Source organism: Ralstonia sp. 110700041-2 (assembly GCF_056280165.1).
The window spans coordinates 188,749-208,578 of sequence record NZ_JBSFAI010000001.1; the positions used below are offsets into that span (position 1 = coordinate 188,749).

General features: G+C 65.8%; 18 protein-coding genes. 14 read left to right on the forward strand and 4 right to left on the reverse strand.

The window, feature by feature from the left end; translation table 11 throughout:
* Positions 1-72: 72 nt before the first annotated feature.
* The 3 genes from hglS to ACUXH0_RS00925 are packed head-to-tail and all read left to right on the forward strand — an operon-like array spanning position 73 to position 4,206.
* Positions 73-1,482, forward strand: coding sequence for a 2-oxoadipate dioxygenase/decarboxylase HglS (gene hglS, locus ACUXH0_RS00915; protein ID WP_182593610.1), 1,410 nt, complete (start codon positions 73-75; stop codon positions 1,480-1,482).
* A complete protein-coding gene (locus tag ACUXH0_RS00920; RefSeq protein WP_182593609.1) occupies positions 1,479-2,729 on the forward strand; it encodes an aminotransferase-like domain-containing protein in 1,251 nt (416 codons plus the stop codon). The genes hglS and ACUXH0_RS00920 overlap by 4 nt, the downstream gene beginning before the upstream one ends.
* A gap of 37 nt (positions 2,730-2,766) precedes the next feature.
* On the forward strand, positions 2,767-4,206 hold the full coding sequence (locus tag ACUXH0_RS00925) for an FAD-binding oxidoreductase (RefSeq protein WP_182593608.1): 1,440 nt from the start codon (positions 2,767-2,769) through the stop codon (positions 4,204-4,206).
* Here ACUXH0_RS00925 and ACUXH0_RS00930 read toward each other — a convergent pair.
* The gene (locus ACUXH0_RS00930; protein ID WP_024542125.1) at positions 4,191-5,033 is read right to left on the reverse strand and encodes an IclR family transcriptional regulator; all 843 of its coding nucleotides are present in this window, start codon (positions 5,031-5,033) and stop codon (positions 4,191-4,193) included. The two genes, ACUXH0_RS00925 and ACUXH0_RS00930, sit on opposite strands and share 16 nt — an antisense overlap.
* A 187-nt stretch (positions 5,034-5,220) precedes the next feature.
* On the opposite strand from ACUXH0_RS00930, the gene ACUXH0_RS00935 reads away from it, so the two are divergent.
* The 8 genes from ACUXH0_RS00935 (at position 5,221) to amaB (ending at position 13,530) form a co-directional block, all read left to right on the forward strand.
* Positions 5,221-6,285, forward strand: a complete 1,065-nt coding sequence (locus ACUXH0_RS00935; protein ID WP_182593607.1) for an ABC transporter ATP-binding protein — start codon at positions 5,221-5,223, stop codon at positions 6,283-6,285.
* The gene (locus ACUXH0_RS00940) at positions 6,282-7,139 is read left to right on the forward strand and encodes an ABC transporter permease (RefSeq protein WP_182593606.1); all 858 of its coding nucleotides are present in this window, start codon (positions 6,282-6,284) and stop codon (positions 7,137-7,139) included. The genes ACUXH0_RS00935 and ACUXH0_RS00940 overlap by 4 nt, the downstream gene beginning before the upstream one ends.
* Positions 7,140-7,149: 10 nt before the next feature.
* Positions 7,150-7,944, forward strand: coding sequence for an ABC transporter permease (locus ACUXH0_RS00945; RefSeq protein WP_102065478.1), 795 nt, complete (start codon positions 7,150-7,152; stop codon positions 7,942-7,944).
* 13 nt (positions 7,945-7,957) lie between these two features.
* A complete protein-coding gene (locus ACUXH0_RS00950; protein ID WP_182593605.1) occupies positions 7,958-8,284 on the forward strand; it encodes a (2Fe-2S)-binding protein in 327 nt (108 codons plus the stop codon).
* Positions 8,284-9,714 (forward strand): FAD/NAD(P)-dependent oxidoreductase, encoded by a 1,431-nt coding sequence (locus ACUXH0_RS00955; RefSeq protein WP_182593604.1) that lies wholly within the window; start codon positions 8,284-8,286, stop codon positions 9,712-9,714. The genes ACUXH0_RS00950 and ACUXH0_RS00955 overlap by 1 nt, the downstream gene beginning before the upstream one ends.
* On the forward strand, positions 9,707-10,840 hold the full coding sequence (locus ACUXH0_RS00960) for an NAD(P)/FAD-dependent oxidoreductase (RefSeq protein ID WP_182593603.1): 1,134 nt from the start codon (positions 9,707-9,709) through the stop codon (positions 10,838-10,840). The genes ACUXH0_RS00955 and ACUXH0_RS00960 overlap by 8 nt, the downstream gene beginning before the upstream one ends.
* A 26-nt stretch (positions 10,841-10,866) precedes the next feature.
* Positions 10,867-11,931: an ABC transporter substrate-binding protein gene (locus tag ACUXH0_RS00965; RefSeq protein WP_182593602.1), complete on the forward strand. Its 1,065-nt coding sequence runs from the start codon at positions 10,867-10,869 to the stop codon at positions 11,929-11,931.
* A 66-nt stretch (positions 11,932-11,997) separates the two neighbouring features.
* Positions 11,998-13,530: an L-piperidine-6-carboxylate dehydrogenase gene (gene amaB / locus ACUXH0_RS00970; RefSeq protein ID WP_182593601.1), complete on the forward strand. Its 1,533-nt coding sequence runs from the start codon at positions 11,998-12,000 to the stop codon at positions 13,528-13,530.
* A 60-nt stretch (positions 13,531-13,590) separates the two neighbouring features.
* On the opposite strand, the gene ACUXH0_RS00975 is transcribed toward amaB, so the two are convergent.
* Positions 13,591-14,856 (reverse strand): serine hydrolase domain-containing protein, encoded by a 1,266-nt coding sequence (locus ACUXH0_RS00975; RefSeq protein WP_182593600.1) that lies wholly within the window; start codon positions 14,854-14,856, stop codon positions 13,591-13,593.
* Between the two features lie 158 nt (positions 14,857-15,014).
* Here ACUXH0_RS00975 and ACUXH0_RS00980 point away from each other — a divergent pair, with 158 nt between their 5' ends.
* A complete protein-coding gene (locus ACUXH0_RS00980; protein ID WP_024542135.1) occupies positions 15,015-15,932 on the forward strand; it encodes a LysR family transcriptional regulator in 918 nt (305 codons plus the stop codon).
* An 8-nt stretch (positions 15,933-15,940) separates the two neighbouring features.
* Here the strand turns inward: ACUXH0_RS00980 and ACUXH0_RS00985 are convergent, their stop codons facing one another.
* Complete coding sequence (locus ACUXH0_RS00985) at positions 15,941-16,849, reverse strand: alpha/beta fold hydrolase (RefSeq protein WP_024542136.1); 909 nt, start codon at positions 16,847-16,849, stop codon at positions 15,941-15,943.
* Positions 16,850-17,022: 173 nt separating this feature from the next.
* Positions 17,023-18,093, reverse strand: coding sequence for an NAD(P)H-dependent flavin oxidoreductase (locus ACUXH0_RS00990; RefSeq protein ID WP_024542137.1), 1,071 nt, complete (start codon positions 18,091-18,093; stop codon positions 17,023-17,025).
* 147 nt (positions 18,094-18,240) lie between these two features.
* Here ACUXH0_RS00990 and ACUXH0_RS00995 point away from each other — a divergent pair, with 147 nt between their 5' ends.
* Complete coding sequence (locus ACUXH0_RS00995; protein ID WP_024542138.1) at positions 18,241-18,822, forward strand: CGNR zinc finger domain-containing protein; 582 nt, start codon at positions 18,241-18,243, stop codon at positions 18,820-18,822.
* A gap of 117 nt (positions 18,823-18,939) precedes the next feature.
* A complete protein-coding gene (locus ACUXH0_RS01000) occupies positions 18,940-19,710 on the forward strand; it encodes an SDR family NAD(P)-dependent oxidoreductase (protein WP_182593599.1) in 771 nt (256 codons plus the stop codon).
* The last annotated feature ends 120 nt before the right edge of the window (positions 19,711-19,830 follow it).

Sequence of the window (19,830 nt, forward strand, 5' to 3'; positions counted from 1 at the left end):
GGATTATCGTTTGACCGGCCTTCATTCGCCACCCTAGTATCGCTCCCACCCCTGCCAAACCGCAATCCAATCATGAGCGCAGCGCATCAACCTTCGGCCTCCAAGTTCGTCCACGCAAACGAAATCCGCTCGCGCTTTTCGCGCGCCATGTCGGCCATGTACCGCGAGGAGGTGCCGCAATACGGCACGCTGGTCGAGTTGGTGGCAGACATCAACGCCAGCACGCTGGACGCTCAGCCCGCGCTGCGCGCGCAGATGGCGCAGTCCGGCGAACTGGAGCGGCTGGATATCGAGCGCCACGGCGCCATCCGTGTCGGCACGGCGGCCGAGCTGGCCACGCTGCGCCGGCTGTTTGCCGTCATGGGCATGGAACCGGTGGGTTACTACGATCTGTCGGTGGCCGGCGTGCCCGTGCATTCGACGGCGTTTCGCCCTGTAACCGATGCCGCGTTGCTGGCCAACCCGTTTCGCGTGTTCACCTCGCTGCTGCGGCTTGAGTTGATTGCCGACGCCACCCTGCGCGAGAAGGCCGCTGCCATCCTGGCGCGCCGCCAGATCTTTACCCCGCGCGTGCTCGAATTGATCGCCCAATGCGAAGCCGACGGCGGCCTGGCCGACGCAGATGCCGACGCGTTCGTACGCGAAGCGCTGGAGACCTTCCGCTGGCACATCACCGCCACGGTTGACGCCGAGACGTATCGCGCGCTGCAAGCCGCTCACCGCCTGGTGGCGGACGTGGTGTGCTTCCGCGGCCCCCACATCAACCACCTGACACCGCGCACGCTCGACATCGACGCCGCACAGGCCGCCATGCCCACACGCGGCATGGACGCCAAGGATGTGGTGGAAGGTCCGCCGCGCCGCGACTGCCCCATCCTGCTGCGCCAGACCAGCTTCAAGGCGCTGCAGGAAGCGGTGCTCTTTACCGACGATGCAGGCGCCCACACGGCACGCTTTGGCGAAATCGAGCAGCGCGGCGTGGCCCTCACGCGCAAGGGCCGCGCGCTCTACGACCAACTGCTGGCGGAGGTGCGCAACATGGGCAATGCCGGCAGTGCCGCACCCAACTACGGAAGCCGGTTGGCCCAGGCGTTCAGCGCCTTTCCCGATAGCCATGACGCGCTGCGTGCGCAAGGGCTGGCGTTCTATCGTTACACGCTCACGCCGTCGGGCCATGCACAGGCCGACGCAGCCGCGGCAGCTGATGCGTCGTTGGATGAACTTCTGGTCAAGGGCTGGGTGCAAGCGGACCCCATCACGTATGAAGATTTCTTGCCAGTGAGCGCGGCGGGCATCTTCCAATCCAACCTGGGCGGTGAGGAGCAGAAGCAGTATCAGGCCCACGCCGCGCAGCAGGCCTTTGAGACCGCGCTGGGCGCACGCGTGCATGACGAAATCGCGCTGTACGAGGCAGCGCAGCAGCGCTCCATCGATCAGGTGCGCGCCGTGCTGCGCGGCACGCCCGTGGTGGATGCCGAATGACCGGCCCGCACACGCCAGCCGCCATGCCGGGCTTTGCCGCCCCGTTCGCGAACCCTGCCGGCTCGCCCATCCGTGAACTGTTTCCGTACCTCAGCCAGCCGGGGATGATCTCGCTGGCGGGCGGCTATCCGTCGCCGAGCCTGTTCGACGCTGAAGGCCTGGCGCACGCCGCCGGCCAAGCCATGACGGGCGATACGCAGGCCTTGCAGTACGGCGCGACTGAAGGACTGCCCGTCCTCCGCACGGCGCTCGCCGCATTGATGGACGCACGCGGCATCCAGGCCAGCACCGAACAGATGATGGTCACCACCGGCTCGCAGCAAGCCTTCGACCTGCTGGTGCGGGCGTTGATCGAACCGGGGGATACGGTGCTGGTGGAAGTGCCGGCCTACCCTGCCACGCTGCAAGCCTTGCGCCTGGCGCAGGCCCGCATCGTTCCGATACCGATGGACGAACACGGCCTGCAGACCGATGCACTGGCCGACCTGCTGCATCAACTGCCTGCCACGCAGCGCCCCAAGCTGCTCTACACCGTCCCGAATTTTTCCAACCCGCGCGGCACGCTGCTCGCCGCCCAGCGGCGCGAAGCCCTGGTGCAGCTGGCCTGCGCGCACGGCTTCTGGGCGGTGGAAGACGATCCCTACGGCGAGCTGCGCTTTGATACGGCAGAGGGCGACGCCGCTGCCATGCCACCCACGCTGCGCGCGGTGGGCGATCGGCAGGCCGTGGGCGGCATGAACCCGGTGGTATATCTCTCCAGCCTTTCCAAGACCGTCGCACCTGCGCTGCGGATCGGCTGGATGCTGGCCGATGCCAGCCTGCTGCGCCGCTGCGCCATCGCCAAACAGACGGTGGATCTGTGTACGTCTCCGCTGGCGCAGATGGTGGCGGCCCACTATCTGGAAAGCGGCCGCTATCCGGCTACGGTGCAGCGCGCCCGCATCGAGTATCAGCGGCGCATGCTGGCCCTGGTGCAAGGTATCACCACGCAGCTGGATGGCCGTGTGCAGTGCGCCACGCCGGCGGGCGGCATGTTTGTCTGGGCCACCTTCGCGCCGTCGATCGACCCGCAGGCACTTTTTGATGCCGCCGTGTCGCAGCAGGTGCTCTATGTGCCCGGCAAGGCGTTCTACCCGGACAACGCGCAACTCAACACCATGCGCCTGTCGTTTGCCGCGCCCGAGGTGCCGCAGATGGAACAGGCCGTGCAGAGGCTGGCCGCAGCCGTGGCGCTAGTCATGCGTTGACGCCTCCTCAGACAGAGACAACCTTCATCGCATTGCCATGACACCCGACAACCTGATTCCGGCCTTGCGCGACATCGTGGGGGCCGCCAATGTTCTGACCGGCGACGACTGCGCCGAATACGAATCTGATTGGCGCCAGCGCGTGCGCGGCAAGGCGCTGTGCGTGGTGCGGCCCGGCTGCACGGCCGAAGTGGCCGCGGTCGTGCGCGCGTGCGCACAAGCCGGTGTGTCCATCGTGCCGCAGGGTGGCAATACAGGGCTGGTGGAAGGCTCGGTGCCCGACGCCAGCGGCGAGCAAATCATCCTGAGCCTGCGCCGCATGCAGACCGTGCGCGCCATCGACGCCGCCAACATGACGATAACGGTGGACGCCGGTTGCGTACTCCAGTCGCTGCAGGACGTGGCGAGCGAGGCCGGCATGCTGTTCCCGCTGAGCCTGGGTGCGGAAGGCAGCTGCACCATCGGCGGCAACCTGGCGACCAACGCGGGCGGCACGCAGGTGCTGCGCTATGGCAACGCGCGCGAGCTGTGCCTGGGGCTGGAAGTCGTGCTGCCCGACGGCCAAGTCTGGGAGAGCCTGCAAGGCCTGCGCAAGGACAACACCGGCTATGACCTGCGCAATCTGTTCATCGGCAGCGAGGGCACGCTGGGCATCATCACGGCGGCCACGCTGCGGCTGTATCCGCAACCGGCCGCGCAATTGACGGCGTGGGCCGCGGTGCCTTCGCTGCAAGCCGCCACGGCATTGCTGGCGTTGTCGCACCGGCATCTGTCTGCGGCGCTCACGGGTTTTGAGGTGATGAGCCAGGAAGGGCTCAGGTTGGTCAACACGCACTATCCGCATCTGCGCGTGCCGATGTGGCGCGAAACGATGTGGTGCGTGCTGCTGGAAGCGTCCGACAGTGAATCCGAGGCGCATGCCCGCGCGCAGTTCGAACACCTGCTGGAAACCGCGATGGAAGACGGCATCGTGACCGACGCGATCATTGCCGAAAACATCCGGCAAGCGCACGACCTGTGGCACATCCGCGAAAGCATCACCCTGGCCCAGGCCGCCGAAGGGCCCAACATCAAACACGATGTCTCGGTGCCGATCTCGCGCATCCCCGAGTTCGTGGCGCAGACCGATGCGCAACTGCAGGCGCTCGCGCCGGGGCTGCGGCTCATCAACTTCGGGCACCTGGGCGACGGCAACCTGCATTACAACGTACAGCCGCCGGCCGGTGCGGACGCTGCGGCGTTCGTTGCTGCGCATGAGGCTGCGATTGGCGATGCGGTGTACCAGTCCGTCCACCGCTTTGGCGGTTCGATCTCGGCCGAGCACGGCATCGGCGCGCTCAAGCGCGATCACCTTCCGCACTACAAGGCGCCTGTGGCCCTGCAGTTGATGCGGACGATCAAGCAGGCACTCGACCCGCAATGCCTGCTGAACCCGGGGCGCGTGCTCGAACGGCCGCCGGGTCAGATGGCGCGATAGGTATCGCTCACAGCCATTGATTGCATCGGGCGGCGCAGCGTCGGATCGAACGGATTGATCTGCGTGGTCAGCCGATTGGCCTCGCGCAGCAGCATGTCGTAGACGATGGGCAGGCGATCGGCGCTCAGGCGGTTGGCGAGCGTACCGACGGAAAGCGCGGCGACGACGTTGCCGTTGCGATCGAACACGGGCACGGCAATACCGGCCATGCCTTCGAGCAGCCCGTCTGTTTTGGCGCTGTAGCCGCGCTCGCGTGCCTTCCTGACCTCGGAGCGCAGATAGACCTCGTCGTAGACGCTGTAGTGCCGGATGCGCGGCAGGTTGTAGCGCAGCACTTCCTCCTGCTCGGCGTCGGGCAGGTGCGCAAGGATCACCAGCGCGCCCTGGCCGACGCCGAGTTCGATCCGGCCGCCCACATCGCCGGTGAAGGTGCGAATGGGGTACTGCCCTTCCACGCGATCCAGGCACACCGCATCGAAGCCCGAGCGCACCAGCAGCAGCACCGTGTCGCCCAGGCTGGCATTCAGCCGCAACAAGGCCGGCCGGGCGACGGAGCGCAAGTCGTTCACCGCGCCCGCCTGGGCCGCCAGGCAGAAGAGGTCCAGGCTCAGCCGGTACAGCTTGTTCTGCTGGTCCTGCTCGACCATGCCTTCCTGCGTGAGCCCCTGCAGCAGGCGGTGGGTGGTGGCGGGGGTCATTCCCAGGGTCTTGGCCAGGTAGGTGACGCGCACACCTTGGTGCTGCTGCTCCGCCATGGTGCGCAGGATCTGGAAGGTGCGGTGCATGGCGCTGCGCTGATGCGCGTCGTCTTCGGAATCGACAGACATAAAGCTGGAATGGACTGAATTTGGTGGATCGATTGTATTCCGATGAACGGAATAAATACGATAAAAATTCCAATTACAGCGTATACACCTAGGCTAAATCGATGTTTTGGCACACCTGTTGCAATAGCATATCCATATTGTTCAATTGGAAGAGTCTGGCGACGCCCCCAGTCGCAAAGGATCACCGATGAGTTTTCTGCGCCTGAACCATGTCTCCAAGCAGTACGGCGACCTCCGGGTCGTTCAGGACTTCAACCTGAACGTGCACAAGGGCGAATTCGTCTCGCTGCTGGGCCCGTCCGGCTGCGGCAAGACGACGACGCTGCAGATGATTGCGGGCTTCGCAGAGGTGACCGAGGGCTCGATCGAGCTGGACGGCAAGGACATCACCCGTGCGAAAGCCAACGCGCGCGGCCTGGGGATCGTGTTCCAGACCTACGCGCTGTTTCCGCACATGACGGTGCGCGAGAACGTGGAGTTCGGGCTGGAGATGCGCAAGTGCCCCGCAGCAGAGCGCCGCGAGCGCGCCATGCAGACGCTGGCGCTCGTGCATCTGGACAAACATATCGACCGCTACCCGCGTGAGCTGTCGGGCGGCCAGCGCCAGCGCGTGGCCCTGGCACGCGCGCTGGTCATCAAACCGCCGGTGCTGCTGCTGGACGAGCCGCTGTCGAACCTGGACGCCAAGCTGCGCGAAGAGATGCAGTTCGAGCTGCGTGAAATCCAGCGCAAGGTCGGCACGACCACCATCATGGTCACCCACGACCAGGCCGAAGCCATGTCGATCAGCGACCGCGTGGTCGTCATGGAGGCAGGCCGCATCACGCAGGTGGATACGCCGCTGGCGGTGTATGAGCATCCGAGCAATGCATTCATCTCCACCTTTGTCGGCAAGGCCAACCTGCTGCATGCAGCGGTGGAGTCGGGCGCCAATGGCGAACTTCGCGCATCGGTCGGTTCCGTGCACCTGACTCTGCCGCCGGGCACACCCGTGAGCAGCAAGGTCGTGCTGGCGCTGCGCCCCGAAAAAATGACGTGCAACGCCGACGGCAACGGCCGCTGCGAAGGCCGCGTGACCGAACGCTTCTTCCTCGGCAACCAGTGGATGTACACCGTCGACACGCCGCTGGGCGCGATGCTGGTATCCGCCGTGAACGATGGCGACGCCCCGCGCGAAGTGGGCCAGACCGTGGGCGTGGATTGGCAAGACCGCTATGTGCGCGTGATCGGCACCGAGGGTAACGCAGCATGAGCCGCAGACCGATCTGGGTGCCGTGGAGCATGACCGGCCCGGCGCTGGCGCTCTTCGGCGTGATGTTGTTCGTGCCGCTGGCGCTGAGCGTGATGCTGTCGTTCAACGCGTTCGACGCCGACAAAGGCCCCATTGCGGGCACCTTCACGTTTGCGCACTACCTGCACGTGGTGCAAGACCCGTACTACTACGAGATCTTCTGGCGCACGCTGCGCGTGTCGGCCTTCGTGACGCTGATCTGCATACTGATCGGCGCGCCCGAGGCCTACATCCTGAGCCGGATGCGCAAGCCCTGGCGCTCGATCTTTCTCCTCATCATCCTGGCGCCGCTGCTGATCTCCGTCGTGGTGCGCGCATTCGGCTGGAGCATGCTGCTCGGGCCCGAAGGCCTGATCAACGCCGCGTTCAAGGCCGTTGGCATCGGCTCGGTCAAGCTGCTGTACAACGAGACGGCCGTGGTGATTGCGCTGGTGCACGTGATGCTGCCGTTCATGGTGATTCCGGTGTGGACATCACTGCAAAAGCTCGACCCGTGGGTGGAAAACGCCGCGCTGTCGTTGTCCGCCTCGCACTTCACGACGTTGCGCCGCGTGGTGCTGCCGCAGGTCATGCCGGGCATTCTGTCGGGCAGCCTCATCGTGTTCGGCCTGGCGGCCAGCTCATTCGCCATTCCGGGGCTACTGGGCGGGCGCCGCGTGAAGATGGTCGCCACGCTCATCTACGACGAATACCTGAACGAACTGAACTGGCCGCTGGGCGCTGCCATCGCGCTGATCCTGCTGGCGGCCAACCTCGTCATCATGCTGGGCTGGAACCGCATGATCGAAGGCCGCTACAAGAAGACGTTGGGCTGAAGGAGCGCACATGCAAAAGAACGGACCGCTCGCGCTCATCTTCAATGCGCTCGTCATCACCTTCATGCTGGCACCGCTGGTGATCGTGTGCATCGTCGCCTTCACGCCCGAAGAAACGCTCACGCTGCCAACCAGTCATTTCTCGCTGCGCTGGTTCGACCAGGTGCTGCATCACCCCGACTTCGTGCAGTCGTTCTGGAACAGCCTGTGGCTGGGCTTGGCAGCGGCCACGCTGTCGACCGCGCTGGCCGTGCCGGCCGCCATGGCCATCGTCCGCTTCCGCGCGCCGGGGCTGCAGTATTTGCAGGGCGTGTTCCTGTCGCCGCTGATCATTCCGCACCTTGTGCTGGGCGTGGCGCTGCTGCGCATGTTCTCGCTGGTGGGCGGGCAAGGCAGCTTCGGCTGGCTGATCTTCGCGCATGCGCTGATCGTTACGCCGTACACCATGCGGCTGGTGATGGCTGCGCTGGTGGGCTTTGACCACTCGGTCGAGCACGCGGCCTATTCGCTGGGCGCAAGCAGCTTGACGGTGTTCCGCCGCATGACGCTGCCGATGATCCTGCCGGGCATCACGGGCGGCTGGCTGCTGGCCTTCATCAACAGCTTTGATGAACTGACCATGTCGATCTTCGTGGTGTCGCCCGCCACCGTCACGCTGCCGGTGCGCATGTACATGTACGCCACGGAATCGCTCGACCCGATGATGGCCGCCGTCTCGGCGCTGATCGTCTTCCTCACGCTCGCGCTGATGCTGCTGCTGGACAAGGTCTACGGCCTGGACCGGATTCTGATCGGCAAGCATTGAGATACAGATCACGATGAACGCTCCTGCAAACCGCTCTGCCCGCGCGCAGCTCCAGCGCCTCAAAGAGCGCAATCGCCCCACAGTGGCCTTCGTGCTCGACGGCCAGCCCGCTGAAGCCCTTGCCGGGGACACTGTCCTGACGGCCGTGCTCACGCACACACGCCAGTTGCGCATCAACGAATTCAGCCAGCAGCCGCGCGCCGGCTTCTGCCTGATGGGCGCCTGCCAGGATTGCTGGGTGCGTCTGGCCGACGGCAAATCGCTGCGTGCCTGCCAGACCATGATCGAACCAGGCATGCACATCTGCACGCAACCGACCGGCAACGAGGGAGCCGCGTGATGACGCAACCCGCCCCCACGCTGCAGCGCCAGTCGCAGGAGGATCTGCCGCCCGTCATCATCGGTGCCGGGCCGGCAGGTGTGCGTGCAGCGCAGACGCTGCTGGCACACGGCCTCAAGCCCATCGTGCTGGACGAAGCCCCGCGCGCCGGCGGCCAGATCTATCGCCGGCAGCCGGATGGCTTCGCCCGGAGTGCCGCAGATTTGTATGGCACCGAAGCCGCGCGAGCGCAGGCCGTACATGCCGCCTTTGACCAGCTCCAGCCACAGATCGACTACCACCCGCAGACCCTGGTCTGGAATGCCCAGCCCGATCTGCTCGACCTGCTGCACGTTCCAACGCGCGCAGTCAGCAGCCTGCCCTGGCGCGATGTGATCGTCGCCACGGGCGCCACAGACCGTGTGCTGCCGATCCCGGGTTGGACGCTGCCGGGCGTCTATACGCTCGGCGGCGCGCAAGTCGCGCTCAAGTACCAAGGCTGCGCGATTGGCGATGCCGTGGTGTTTGCCGGCACGGGCCCGCTGCTGTATCTGGTGGCCTGCCAGTACGCGAAGGCCGGCGCGAATGTCGTGGCGGTGCTCGACACTGCTCCGGCTTCCGCGCGCTACAAGGCGGCGCCGGCCATGTTGGGCCAGCCTGCCGTCATGGCCAAGGGCATGGCGCTGGTGGGCTGGCTCAAGCTGCACGGCATCCCCATGCATCACGGCGTGCGTTTGTTGCGCGCAGAGGGCGACGCCGGGGTCGAGCGACTCGTCTGGCAAGACAGCGCCGGCCGCGAACAACGCACGGCTTGTTCCGCGGTGGGCATGGGCTACGCGCTGCGGCCCGAAACACAACTCGCCGATCTGCTGGGCTGCGTGTTCGAGTTTTCTGCGCTGCACCGCTGCCATGTGCCGGGCATCGACGCCATGCGGCGCAGCTCCGTCGCGGGCGTCTATCTGGCGGGCGATGGCGCGGGCATCATGGGCGCCGACGCAGCCGAGTACTCCGGCGAATTGGCCGCGCTCGCCCTGTTGCAGGATCGGCAAATCACCGTCGACGCCGATCGCTTGGCCGCGCTGCGCCAGCGCCTGCAGAAGATCGAGCGGTTCCGCCACGCGCTGGAAATCGCCTTCCCGTTTCCCGATGACTGGGCCGCGCACGCCAGCGACGATCTGGTGGTGTGTCGCTGCGAAAACGTCACCGCCGGCACCCTTCGCCAGACGGCCGCCGAATGCGGCGTGCATGAACTGAACCGGCTGAAGGCGCTGTGCCGAATCGGCATGGGCCGCTGCCAGGGCCGGATGTGCGGCGCCGCGGCGGCGGAAATCCTGGCGCATGCGCAGTCCGTTCCGCCGGCACAGGTGGGCCGATTGCGCGGGCAGGCCCCGATCAAGCCGCTGCCGCTGGATGTGACCGAGGTGATCGAACCGGAGGACCACCATGCGTGAGCAGCTTGCATGCGACGTGGCCATCATCGGCGGCGGCATCATGGGCAGCGCCACGGCACTGTTCCTGCGGCGGCGCGGGCTGGCCGTCACCTTGCTCGAACGCGACCTGTGCGGCTCGCGCTCCAGCGGCGTCAATTTTGGCGGTGTACGGCGCCAGGGGCGCTCCATCGAGCAGCTGCCGCTGGCCCAGCGTTCGCACCATATCTGGGGGCGCCTGACCGAGCTGATCGGTACCGAGGCCGAGTACGAGCGCAGCGGGCACTTCAAGATCGCGCGCAGCGTGGCCGACATGGAATCGCTGGCCAGCTATGCAGCGCGCAGCGAGGGGTTTGGCCTGGGGCTGCAGCTCATCGAAGGCCGGGCTGCGCTGCAGAAAGTTTTTCCGATGGGCGGCGAGCAGATCGTCGGCGGCTCGCTGTGCCCGGAAGATGGACAAGCCAATCCGCGCCTGCTGTCGCCCGCGTTCGCTCGCGCCGCGCAGGCTGCCGGCGCCGATGTGCGCGAGCACGCGCCGGTGCAATCGGTCGAGCACGATGGCACACGCTTCGTCATCCATGCTCGTCAACATGACCGCGATCTGGAGGTCAAAGCCTCCGCGCTGGTCAACTGCGCCGGAGCCTGGGCAGCCCAGTTTGCCGCGCAATGGGGCGAGCCCGTGCCCATGTTCACCATCCCGCCCACCATGGGCGTGACCGAGCCGCTGCCGTTCTTCCTGCCCTGGAGCCTGGGCGTGGAAGGCGGCGGCATCTACTGCCGCCAGGTGCGGCGCGGCAATGTGGTGTTCGGCGGCGGGCGCGGCTACGTGCTGGACGACCAGCGAGCACGCTCGTCGCACGTGGCGATCCTGCGTCAGCTGCCGCAGTTGGCTGCCCTGCTGCCGCAACTCACGGGCGCCCACATCATCCGCACCTGGAGCGGCACGGAAGGCAATCTGCCCGACGACCAGCCCGTGATTGGCCCCAGTGCCCGCCGCCCCGGCCTGTTCCACGCGTTCGGCTTTGCCGGTGCGGGCTTCCAGCTCGGCCCCGGCGTGGGCGATGTCATGGCCGAACTGATTGCCGAGGGTCGCACTTCCACGCCGATCGAGCCCTTTTCCATCCAACGCTTTCTACCACCTGCAGCTTGATGCACTTGATGCCCCAGGAGACCACCATGCTTGTGAAACACGCGAAAACCTCGTTCACGTCCATCATTGCTGCGGCTGCCGGAACCGCGCTGCTCGCCGCCGGCGCCGCCCATGCGGAAACCAAGACGCTGTACATCGGCATGAACGGCGGCAACATGGAACGCACCTACACGCAGTTCGTGTTCCCGCCGTTCGAGAAGGCCAACAACGTCAAGGTCGTCGTCGTGCCGGGCACCTCGACCGACATCCTCGCCAAGGCGCAGGCGACCAAAGGCAAGGCACAGATGCACGTGATGACGCTGGACGACGGTGTCATGTTCCGCGCGATCGGCATGGGGCTGTGCGAAAAACTCAAGCCCTCGGCCAACCTGTCGGCCGTGCCCGCCATTGCGCACCTCAAGGGGGACTACGCGGTGGGCCTGTCGATGGGGCTGACCGGCCTCGCCTACAGCACCAAGATCTTCGCCGACAAGGGCTGGACGTCGCCCACCTCGTGGGGCGATCTGGCTGACCCGAAATACAAGGGCAAGGTGGTCGTGCAATCCATGCCGGCTTCGTCGTTCGGGCTGGACGCTTTCCTGATGTTCAACCGGCTGAAGGGCGGCACCGAAAAGAACGTCGACCCGGCTTTCAAGGCATGGCCCACGACCATCGGCCCGAACGTGGTCGAGTACATCCCCAACTCGTCGAAGGTGGTGGAGATGATGCAGGCGGGTGATGCGGCGCTGTTCCCCTACACGCTCACGCAGGTGGAGCTGATGAAATCGAAGGGCATCCCCATGGAATTTGTCGCACCCAAGGAAGGCGCTGTCGTTCTGCTGACGGCGCAGTGCGTGCTGGCCAACAACCCGGATGCCGAGCTGGCGCAGAAGCTCGCGGACTACCTGATCAGCCCCGAGGCGCAGGCACTCGCCATGGAAAACGGCTCCTACAATCCAGTTAACCCCAAGGCCCCGCTCAAGGGCAAGGCGGCGGAAGAGCAGAACAAGATGAACACCATCCTGAAGACGGCCGTTGCGCTGGACTGGGACGTGATCAACGCCGAGCGCCCGGAATGGAGCAAGCGCTGGAACCGCATCGTCGAGCGTTGAGCGTCAGCACCGCCGCACCGCAACAGTTTTTCGATTGAACACGAGAGAACAGCAAGGATTCGCGCCATGTCAGATTCCCGAACACGATTGCAGACCGTACTGAAGGCCCTCGGCCTGAACCTGAAGGCCTATGAAGGCACGGACTGGACGAGCCGCGCCCCGCGCGATGGCACGGTATTGGCGACCGTGAAATCGCATACCGCCAGCCAGGCCGAGGCGGCCATCCAGAGTGCGCATCAGGCGTATCTGGCGTGGCGCGTCGTGCCGGCACCCGTGCGCGGCGAACTCGTGCGCCGCCTGGGCGAGGTACTGCGCACGCACAAGGCGGCGCTGGGTGAAATGGTGTCGCTGGAGGCGGGCAAGATCACCTCCGAGGGCCTGGGCGAAGTGCAGGAGATGATCGACATCTGCGACTTCGCCGTCGGTCTGTCGCGGCAACTGCATGGCCTGACCATCGCCAGCGAGCGCCCTGGGCACCGGATGATGGAAACGTGGCATCCGATGGGCGTGGTGGGCATCATCTCGGCGTTCAATTTTCCGGTGGCGGTGTGGTCGTGGAACGCCGCGCTCGCCCTGGTGTGCGGCAACGCCATCGTGTGGAAGCCGTCGGAGAAGACGCCGCTCACCGCCATTGCATGCCAGCACCTGATGCAACAGGTGGTCGACGCGTTCAATGCAGAGAAGCCGGGCGCCATTCCTGCCGGACTGAGCCAACTGCTGATCGGCGGGCGCGACGTGGGCGAAGCGCTGGTGGCCAGCCACCTGGTGCCGGTGGTCAGCGCCACGGGCTCGACGCGCATGGGCCGCCAGGTGGGCGTGAAGGTGGCAGAGCGCTTCGGCCGCTCCATCCTGGAGCTGGGCGGCAACAACGCAATGATCGTCACGCCTTCGGCGGATCTGGAATTGGCCGCGCGCGCCATCACCTTTGCCGCCGTCGGCACGGCGGGCCAACGCTGCACGTCGTTGCGTCGCCTGATCGTGCACCGCTCGGTGGCCGACACGCTGCTGGCTCGCCTGGAAAAGATCTACCAGAGCATCGCCATTGGCGACCCGCTGGCTGACGGCACGCTGGTCGGCCCGTTGATCGACCAGGCTGCCTTCGACGGCATGCAACAGGCACTCGCGCAGGCTCGCGCTGAAGGCGGCGAAGTGCTGGGCGGCGAGCGCGTGCGTGAAGACCTCGGCGCCGACGCCTGGTACGTGCGTCCTGCGCTGGTCAAGATGCCGAAGCCGACCAAGGTGATGGAAAGCGAGACCTTCGCGCCCATCCTCTATGTCGTGACGTACGACGGCGACACCGAGCAGGCCATCGCGGTCCAGAACGGCGTGCCGCAAGGCCTGTCGTCCGCCATCTTCACGGCAAACCTGAGCGATGCCGAGCGCTTCATGTCGTCGGCGGGCAGCGACTGCGGCATCGCCAACGTCAACATCGGCACGTCGGGCGCCGAGATCGGCGGCGCATTCGGCGGCGAGAAGGAAACCGGCGGCGGGCGGGAATCCGGCTCGGACGCGTGGAAGGGCTACATGCGCCGCGCCACCAACACCGTCAACTACAGCGGCGCGCTGCCGCTGGCGCAGGGCGTCCGGTTCGACGTTTGATCAGCGCCCGATCGACGTGATGTTCGGGCGGCGGCGCAGAACGCTCCACCGCCCCGATGCTCATCGCGCCGCACCACCCACATCGGTGATCGCGCTGTAGACCAGCGTGCGCAATTGCCGGCGCACAGGGTAGGCGGACGAAGGCAGCACCTGTGTCAGGAACAGGCCGATCAGATCCTCCTGCGGATCCACCCAGAAGAAGGTGCCGGCCGCGCCGCCCCAGAAGAAATCGCCCGTGCTGCCTGGAATCAACGTGGCGGCCTGCGAGATCGTGGTCGCGAAGCCCAGTCCGAACCCGACGCCGTCATACGCGGCCTCGCTGAACATCGAAGGCGACGACAGGCTAGACATGTCGCGCCCGCCCGGCAGATGGTTGGCAGTCATCAGCGCCAGCGTTTTCGGCGCCAGCAGGCGAACGCCATCCAGCTCGCCGCCCTGCAGCAGCATGCGCGAAAAACGCAGGTAGTCCGCCGCCGTGGAAACCAGACCACCGCCGCCTGAGATGAAGCTGGGCGGCTTCAGGTAGGGGCTGGTGCGCGGATCGTCCTGCAAGACCGGTCCACGTTCAGACACCGCCTTCGAGCCCAGCGCGCCCACGGCATAGCACGCGCAGAAGCGCGATGCTTTCTCCTCCGGCACATGGAAGGCGGTATCGACCATGCCCAGCGGATCGAAAATCCGTTCCTTCAGGAAGGTCTCGAACGGCATGCCGCTGATCTTGCCGACGAGGTAGCCGAGCACGTCGGTGGAAACGGAGTAGTTCCAAGCCTCACCGGGCGAAAACTCCAGCGGCACGCCGGCCAGCTTTTCGATCATCTCGTCGAGCGTGCCATCGGTCGCGATGTCGCCCAGCTTCAGCCGGCGGTACGCGGCGTCGACATTCGTGTTCTGGTGGAAGCCATAGGTCAGGCCCGAGGTGTGCCGCAGCAGGTCGACCATGCGCATGGCACGTTTGACCGGCCGCGACTGGAAGCCTTCCATGAAGCCGCCGGCGTGCACGCCCAGGTTCGCCCATGCGGGGATGAATTTGCTGACCGGATCGTCCAGCGCGACCTTGCATTCTTCCACCAGCATCATGAACGCCACCGACGTGATCGGCTTGGTCATCGAGTAGATGCGGAAGATCGAATCCTCAGCCAGCGGCACCTGGCGCTCGCGGTCGGCCAGGCCCAGCACGGAGTTCAAGGCCAGCTCGCCACGCCGCCACACCTGGACCAGCGCGCCGGGCAGCTTGCCGGTGGCAATGTAGGCGTCATCGATGAAGCGCTCGACCCGTTCGAGCCGATCGCGGGACATCCCCTGCGTTTGCGTGCCTTGCCTGTCCATGCTTTCTCCTTGCATTGATCCCGACTCCGATCCAGCCTGCGCCGATTCTGACGCGCGCAGCCCGACCAGCGACACTGTACAGCGCCGAATCATTGGCCGCGAGAGCGCCCTGCCAGCGCCTATGCTTCAATGCAGTTCGACCGCAACCCCGTCCCAACATGAAGCGCTTCGACGACCTGTACCTCTTCACGCGCGTGGTGGAAGCCGGTGGCTTTTCCGCTGCCGAGCGCGCCACGGGCATTCCCAAGTCACGCCTGAGCCGTCGCATTGCCGAATTGGAGGTGCAGCTCGGCACGCGGCTGCTGCAGCGCTCAAGCCATCGCGTATCGGTCACGCCGGTGGGCGAGGCGATATATCGGCATGCGCGCGACATGGCCGATGCGTCGGCAGCCATTGAAGCGCTGGCCGGCGCGGCACGCAGTGAACCGGCTGGCGTCCTGCGCGTCGGCACGTCGACGCTACTGGCAGAAACGCTGGTGGCCGGCTGGCTGGCCGAATTTGCCGATGCACATCCGAAGCTGCGCATCGAACTGGACTTGTCGAACACGTACGTCGACCTGATCGAGCAGCGCATTGACGTGGCGATCCGCGCGGCCACGGGGCCACTGCCCTCGCGCGACGTGGTAGCGCGGCATCTCGCGGTCTCGCCGCGCGTGCTGGTGGCAAGTCCCGCGTTGCTTGCCCGCGTGGGTGAACCCGACACGCCGGCCGCGCTGGAAGACTTTTCCTGCCTGGGGCAAGGCTCGCTCACCCGCAGCCGCGATTGGGTACTGCACGATGCGCGCGGGCACCGGCGGTCGCTGCCGATTCGCCCGCGCTTTGCCAGCGACAACATCATCGCCCTGCGCGAAGCTGCCATCGCAGGGCTCGGGCTGGCCATCCTGCCGCAGCATTGCTGTCATGCCGCGCTCGGCAGCGGCAGCCTGCGTACGGTGCTGCGGGGTTGGACACCCGAGCCGGCCGACCTGCACGCACTCTATCCATCGCGTGCAGGCGTACCGCCGTCGGTGAAGGCGCTGGTGGCGTTCCTGCGCGAGCGCTTTGCCGCGGAAGCCACCATGCAACCGTTGACCTGAACCGCGCGTTACTTCACCACGCGGCCAAGAAAGTCGAGCATGCGCGCACCAATTTCCGCATGGTGCGTCTCCAGCGCAAAGTGGCCGCTATCGACAAAGTGGACCTCCGCATCGGGCAGGTCGCGCTTGAAGGCCTCCGCGCCGGGCGGAATGAAAATGGTGTCATTGCGACCCCATACCGCGAGCAGCGGCGGACGATGCGCGCGGAAGTACGCATGCAGCGCCGGATACAGCGCCACGTTGCTCGCGTAATCCAGGAACAGATCCATCTGGATGTCGAGCTGGCCCGGACGGCTCAGGAAATATTGATCGAGCAGATAGCCATCCGGCGCGACGCGCGTCGGGTCGGGCACACCATCCAGGTATTGCCACTGCGTCATCTCGTCTGAAACGATCGGATGCAGCTCACGGCGATGCGCTTCGTCCGGGTTGTCCCAATACGCCTTGACTGGCGCCCACGGACCTTCGCCCAGCCCTTCCTCATAGCCGTTGCCGTTTTGCGTGACGATGGCGCTGATGCGCTCCGGGTGCGCCATCGCCAGGCGCCAGCCGACCGGCGCGCCGTAGTCGAACACATAGATGGCGTAGCGCGACAGGCCGACCGCCTGCGTAAAGCCGTCCACCACATGCGCGAGGTTGTCGAACGTGTAGCGGAAATCGCTCGGCACCTGCGTCAGGCCAAAGCCGGGAAAGTCCGGCGCCACCACGTGATAGCGCCCGGCTAACTGCGGAATCAGGTTGCGGAACATATGCGATGCGCTCGGAAAGCCATGCAGCAACAGCACGGTCGGGGCATCGCTTGGGCCGGCCTCCCGATGGAACACGCGCACACCTTCGACATCCACCGTGCGATGACGCACAGCGGTGGGGGCATACGCATCGACAGCCAGATCAGCGGTTCGGGCAGGGGCGTTCATGGCAAGGCTCCGGATGGGTTTCGAGAAAGAGCAACGAAACCATCGTAACCATGTAAATACTATTTTTCAAGTTACATAAAATTTTCACATCGCTCGCATGACGATTTGAGATGCGAAACAAAACGGGCACGCCGTCTGGCGTGCCCGCGCGGGAAACAATGCAGCAGGAAAACTCAGGTGAGCCGCTCGAGCGCCTGGGCGGCAATGCGCCGCGTGATGGCTTCGGCCGAGTCTTCCGTGGCCAGCCGGCCCGCTTGGCCGGACCACAGGTTGATGAAATCGCCTGAGCCGGTCGGCTCCGTCTTGGCGCGCAGCGGCGCCAACGCGCCGCCGGCTGTCGGGAAGGCCGGCGCAAACGTGCTCATCGGGCCAATCTCACGCATCAGCCGGTTGACGATGCCGCGCGCCGGTCGGCCGGTAAACAGGTTGGTGAGCGCGGTGTCGGCGTCTGTAGCCTGCTTGAGCGCCGCGCGATGAATGGCCGATGTCTTGGCCTCCGGCGACAGCATGTAGGCCGTGCCGATCTGCACCGCCGATGCCCCCAGCGCCAACGCCGCCACCACACCGCGCGCATCGCCGATGCCGCCGGCCGCAATGACCGGCACCTTCACCGCATCGGCCACCTGCGGCACCAGCGCGAACGTGCCGACCTGCGATTCGATCGTCTTGGCGAGGAACATGCCGCGATGGCCGCCTGCCTCGTTGCCCATGGCGATGATGGCGTCTACGCCGCGCGCTTCCAGCCAGCGCGCCTCTTCCACCGTGGTGGCGGCGGAGATGATCTTCGCCCCCGTGGCCTTCACGCGGGCCTGCAACTCCGGCGCGGGCAACCCGAAGTGAAAGCTCACCACCTCCGGCCTCAGTTCCTCAACCAGCGCGCACGTTGTCTCGTCAAACGGCGCGCGGTTTGCGGCCGGCGCTTGCGCATTCAGGTCGATACCGAACTCGGCGTAGTACGGCGCCAGATGGGCTCGCCATCTGGCATCGCGCTCGGGATCCGGCTGCGGCGGCGTGTGGCAGAAGAAGTTCAGGTTGACGGGGCCACGCACGGCCGCCCGAAACTGCCCGACCTGCTGCCGGATCTGTTCGACGCTGAGCATCGCACACGGCAACGAACCAAGCCCGCCGCCACGCGCCACGGCAATCGCCAGCTCCACGCCCGCCACCCCCGCCATCGGCCCCAATACGATGGGCACTTCGATATTGAACAACGCCAGCACGCGTGCATCGGGCCATGCGCTCATGATCATCTCCGGCAAGTTACTTGGATCAGACATGGTAATGCGGCGGCTTTTCACCGGATTGATCCGTTGAAACACGCGTGCAACGCGTAACTGTCATAGCCTATTAAATTGGTTACAATTCAACCAACTGTCTTTTTGAAAATCGCCATGCCCGCACTCGCAGCTGCCACCGATGCTCCCCTGCTGATCGCCGACGATCCGGTGCTGGACATGCTCAATACCGTGGCCAACGTCAACGGCCAGCCCCACGATTTCTGGCAGAGCGACGTCGATGTCTCCGATTGGCTGGTGCGCGCCGGCTGGCTCGCGGAGCCTGTGGCAGGCCGTTATCCGCCTGGCGTGCTGCTGGCCGTGGCGCGGCACCTGCGCGAAGTGATTCGCACCTTGGTGGAGGCACGCAAGTCGGGCCGTGCGGCCAGCGCCGATGCGCTGAATGTGTTCCTGCGGCAGGCGCCAAGCCATCCCGTGCTGGTGTGGGAAAACGGCACCCCGCGCGTCGAACGCCTGCGCCCCAACGATTCGGTCGAGCAATGTCTGGCGCCGCTGGCCGAAGCCGCTGCGCATCTGCTCGCCGAGGGCGATTTCCAGCTCGTGCGCGTGTGCGAACACCCCGAATGCACGCTGTGGTTTTACGACCGCACCAAGTCGCACAAGCGCCGCTGGTGCAGCATGGCCGTCTGCGGCAACCGGCATAAGGTGGCCGAATACCGCAAACGCCAGCAGGGCTGATCGCGGCCCCGGTCGTTCCAATGCTGGAACGCCGCGTCGCGGCCGAACGGGCTGCGCACAAGCCCGCTCGTTCGTAACCTGTTCTCCGGAAACATCGCACCCATTCAGGAGAACAGCATGTCCGCAACTCAAACCACCCAGTCCACGCCCCAACGCCTGGCAGGCCGCACCGCCATCGTTACCGGAGGCTCGCGCGGCATCGGCGCCGCCGTGGCGCATCGACTGGTCGCCGACGGCGCCCGCGTGGCCGTGGTCTATCGCAGCAACGCCGCAGAAGCCGACGCCGTGGTCAACAGCATCCGCAGCACCGGCGGCCAAGCCATTGCCGTGCAGGCCGACGTGAGCGATGCCACTTCCGTCGACGCGATGGTGAGCACCGTGCGCGAGGCCTTCGGCGCCATCGACATCCTCGTCAACAATGCCGGCATTCTGGAAAACCAGCCGGTCGGCAGCATCGATCTCGCATCGTTCGACGCGCAGTTCCGCACCAATGCCTTCTCGACGATTCTCGTCACGCAAGCGGTGCTGCCGCATGTGCCGGCGCGCGGCGGGCATATCGTGAACGTGTCTTCCAGCCTGGTGTACCGGCCCCGCGCAGGGCTGGCGGTGTACGCGGCAAGCAAGGCCGCCGTCAGCGCCCTCACCCACGCGTTTGCCGTAGAACTGGGCCCGCGCAACATCACCGTCAACGCCGTGGCACCGGCGCTTACACGCACTGACACGACCGCCCCGATTCCCGATGAAGTCAAAGCGCGCATGCGCGAATCGACACCGATGGGACGCCTGGCCGAACCGGACGATATCGCCGACGCCATCGCCTTCCTGGCCTCGGACGACGGCCGCTGGATTACCGGCCGCACCTTGATGACCGACGGCGGCTTCATCTGAGAAGTACCCACCCAGAACACGCGCCGCGCCGCCAACTCCTGCACGCAGAGGGTGTGGCCGTACCCTGCCCTAGATGGCGCCTTGGATTTTTGTCACGGGGAGGCAAAAGAGGGGAGACTG

What these genes read in the sequence shown, in the direction of transcription:
- hglS (WP_182593610.1), top strand. Translation starts at nt 73, where the DNA reads ATGAGCGCAGCGCATCAACCTTCGGCCTCCAAGTTCGTCCACGCAAAC.
- ACUXH0_RS00920 (WP_182593609.1), top strand. Translation starts at nt 1,479, where the DNA reads ATGACCGGCCCGCACACGCCAGCCGCCATGCCGGGCTTTGCCGCCCCG.
- ACUXH0_RS00925 (WP_182593608.1), top strand. Translation starts at nt 2,767, where the DNA reads ATGACACCCGACAACCTGATTCCGGCCTTGCGCGACATCGTGGGGGCC.
- ACUXH0_RS00930 (WP_024542125.1), bottom strand. Translation starts at nt 5,033, where the DNA reads ATGTCTGTCGATTCCGAAGACGACGCGCATCAGCGCAGCGCCATGCAC.
- ACUXH0_RS00935 (WP_182593607.1), top strand. Translation starts at nt 5,221, where the DNA reads ATGAGTTTTCTGCGCCTGAACCATGTCTCCAAGCAGTACGGCGACCTC.
- ACUXH0_RS00940 (WP_182593606.1), top strand. Translation starts at nt 6,282, where the DNA reads ATGAGCCGCAGACCGATCTGGGTGCCGTGGAGCATGACCGGCCCGGCG.
- ACUXH0_RS00945 (WP_102065478.1), top strand. Translation starts at nt 7,150, where the DNA reads ATGCAAAAGAACGGACCGCTCGCGCTCATCTTCAATGCGCTCGTCATC.
- ACUXH0_RS00950 (WP_182593605.1), top strand. Translation starts at nt 7,958, where the DNA reads ATGAACGCTCCTGCAAACCGCTCTGCCCGCGCGCAGCTCCAGCGCCTC.
- ACUXH0_RS00955 (WP_182593604.1), top strand. Translation starts at nt 8,284, where the DNA reads ATGACGCAACCCGCCCCCACGCTGCAGCGCCAGTCGCAGGAGGATCTG.
- ACUXH0_RS00960 (WP_182593603.1), top strand. Translation starts at nt 9,707, where the DNA reads ATGCGTGAGCAGCTTGCATGCGACGTGGCCATCATCGGCGGCGGCATC.
- ACUXH0_RS00965 (WP_182593602.1), top strand. Translation starts at nt 10,867, where the DNA reads ATGCTTGTGAAACACGCGAAAACCTCGTTCACGTCCATCATTGCTGCG.
- amaB (WP_182593601.1), top strand. Translation starts at nt 11,998, where the DNA reads ATGTCAGATTCCCGAACACGATTGCAGACCGTACTGAAGGCCCTCGGC.
- ACUXH0_RS00975 (WP_182593600.1), bottom strand. Translation starts at nt 14,856, where the DNA reads ATGGACAGGCAAGGCACGCAAACGCAGGGGATGTCCCGCGATCGGCTC.
- ACUXH0_RS00980 (WP_024542135.1), top strand. Translation starts at nt 15,015, where the DNA reads ATGAAGCGCTTCGACGACCTGTACCTCTTCACGCGCGTGGTGGAAGCC.
- ACUXH0_RS00985 (WP_024542136.1), bottom strand. Translation starts at nt 16,849, where the DNA reads ATGAACGCCCCTGCCCGAACCGCTGATCTGGCTGTCGATGCGTATGCC.
- ACUXH0_RS00990 (WP_024542137.1), bottom strand. Translation starts at nt 18,093, where the DNA reads ATGAGCGCATGGCCCGATGCACGCGTGCTGGCGTTGTTCAATATCGAA.
- ACUXH0_RS00995 (WP_024542138.1), top strand. Translation starts at nt 18,241, where the DNA reads ATGCCCGCACTCGCAGCTGCCACCGATGCTCCCCTGCTGATCGCCGAC.
- ACUXH0_RS01000 (WP_182593599.1), top strand. Translation starts at nt 18,940, where the DNA reads ATGTCCGCAACTCAAACCACCCAGTCCACGCCCCAACGCCTGGCAGGC.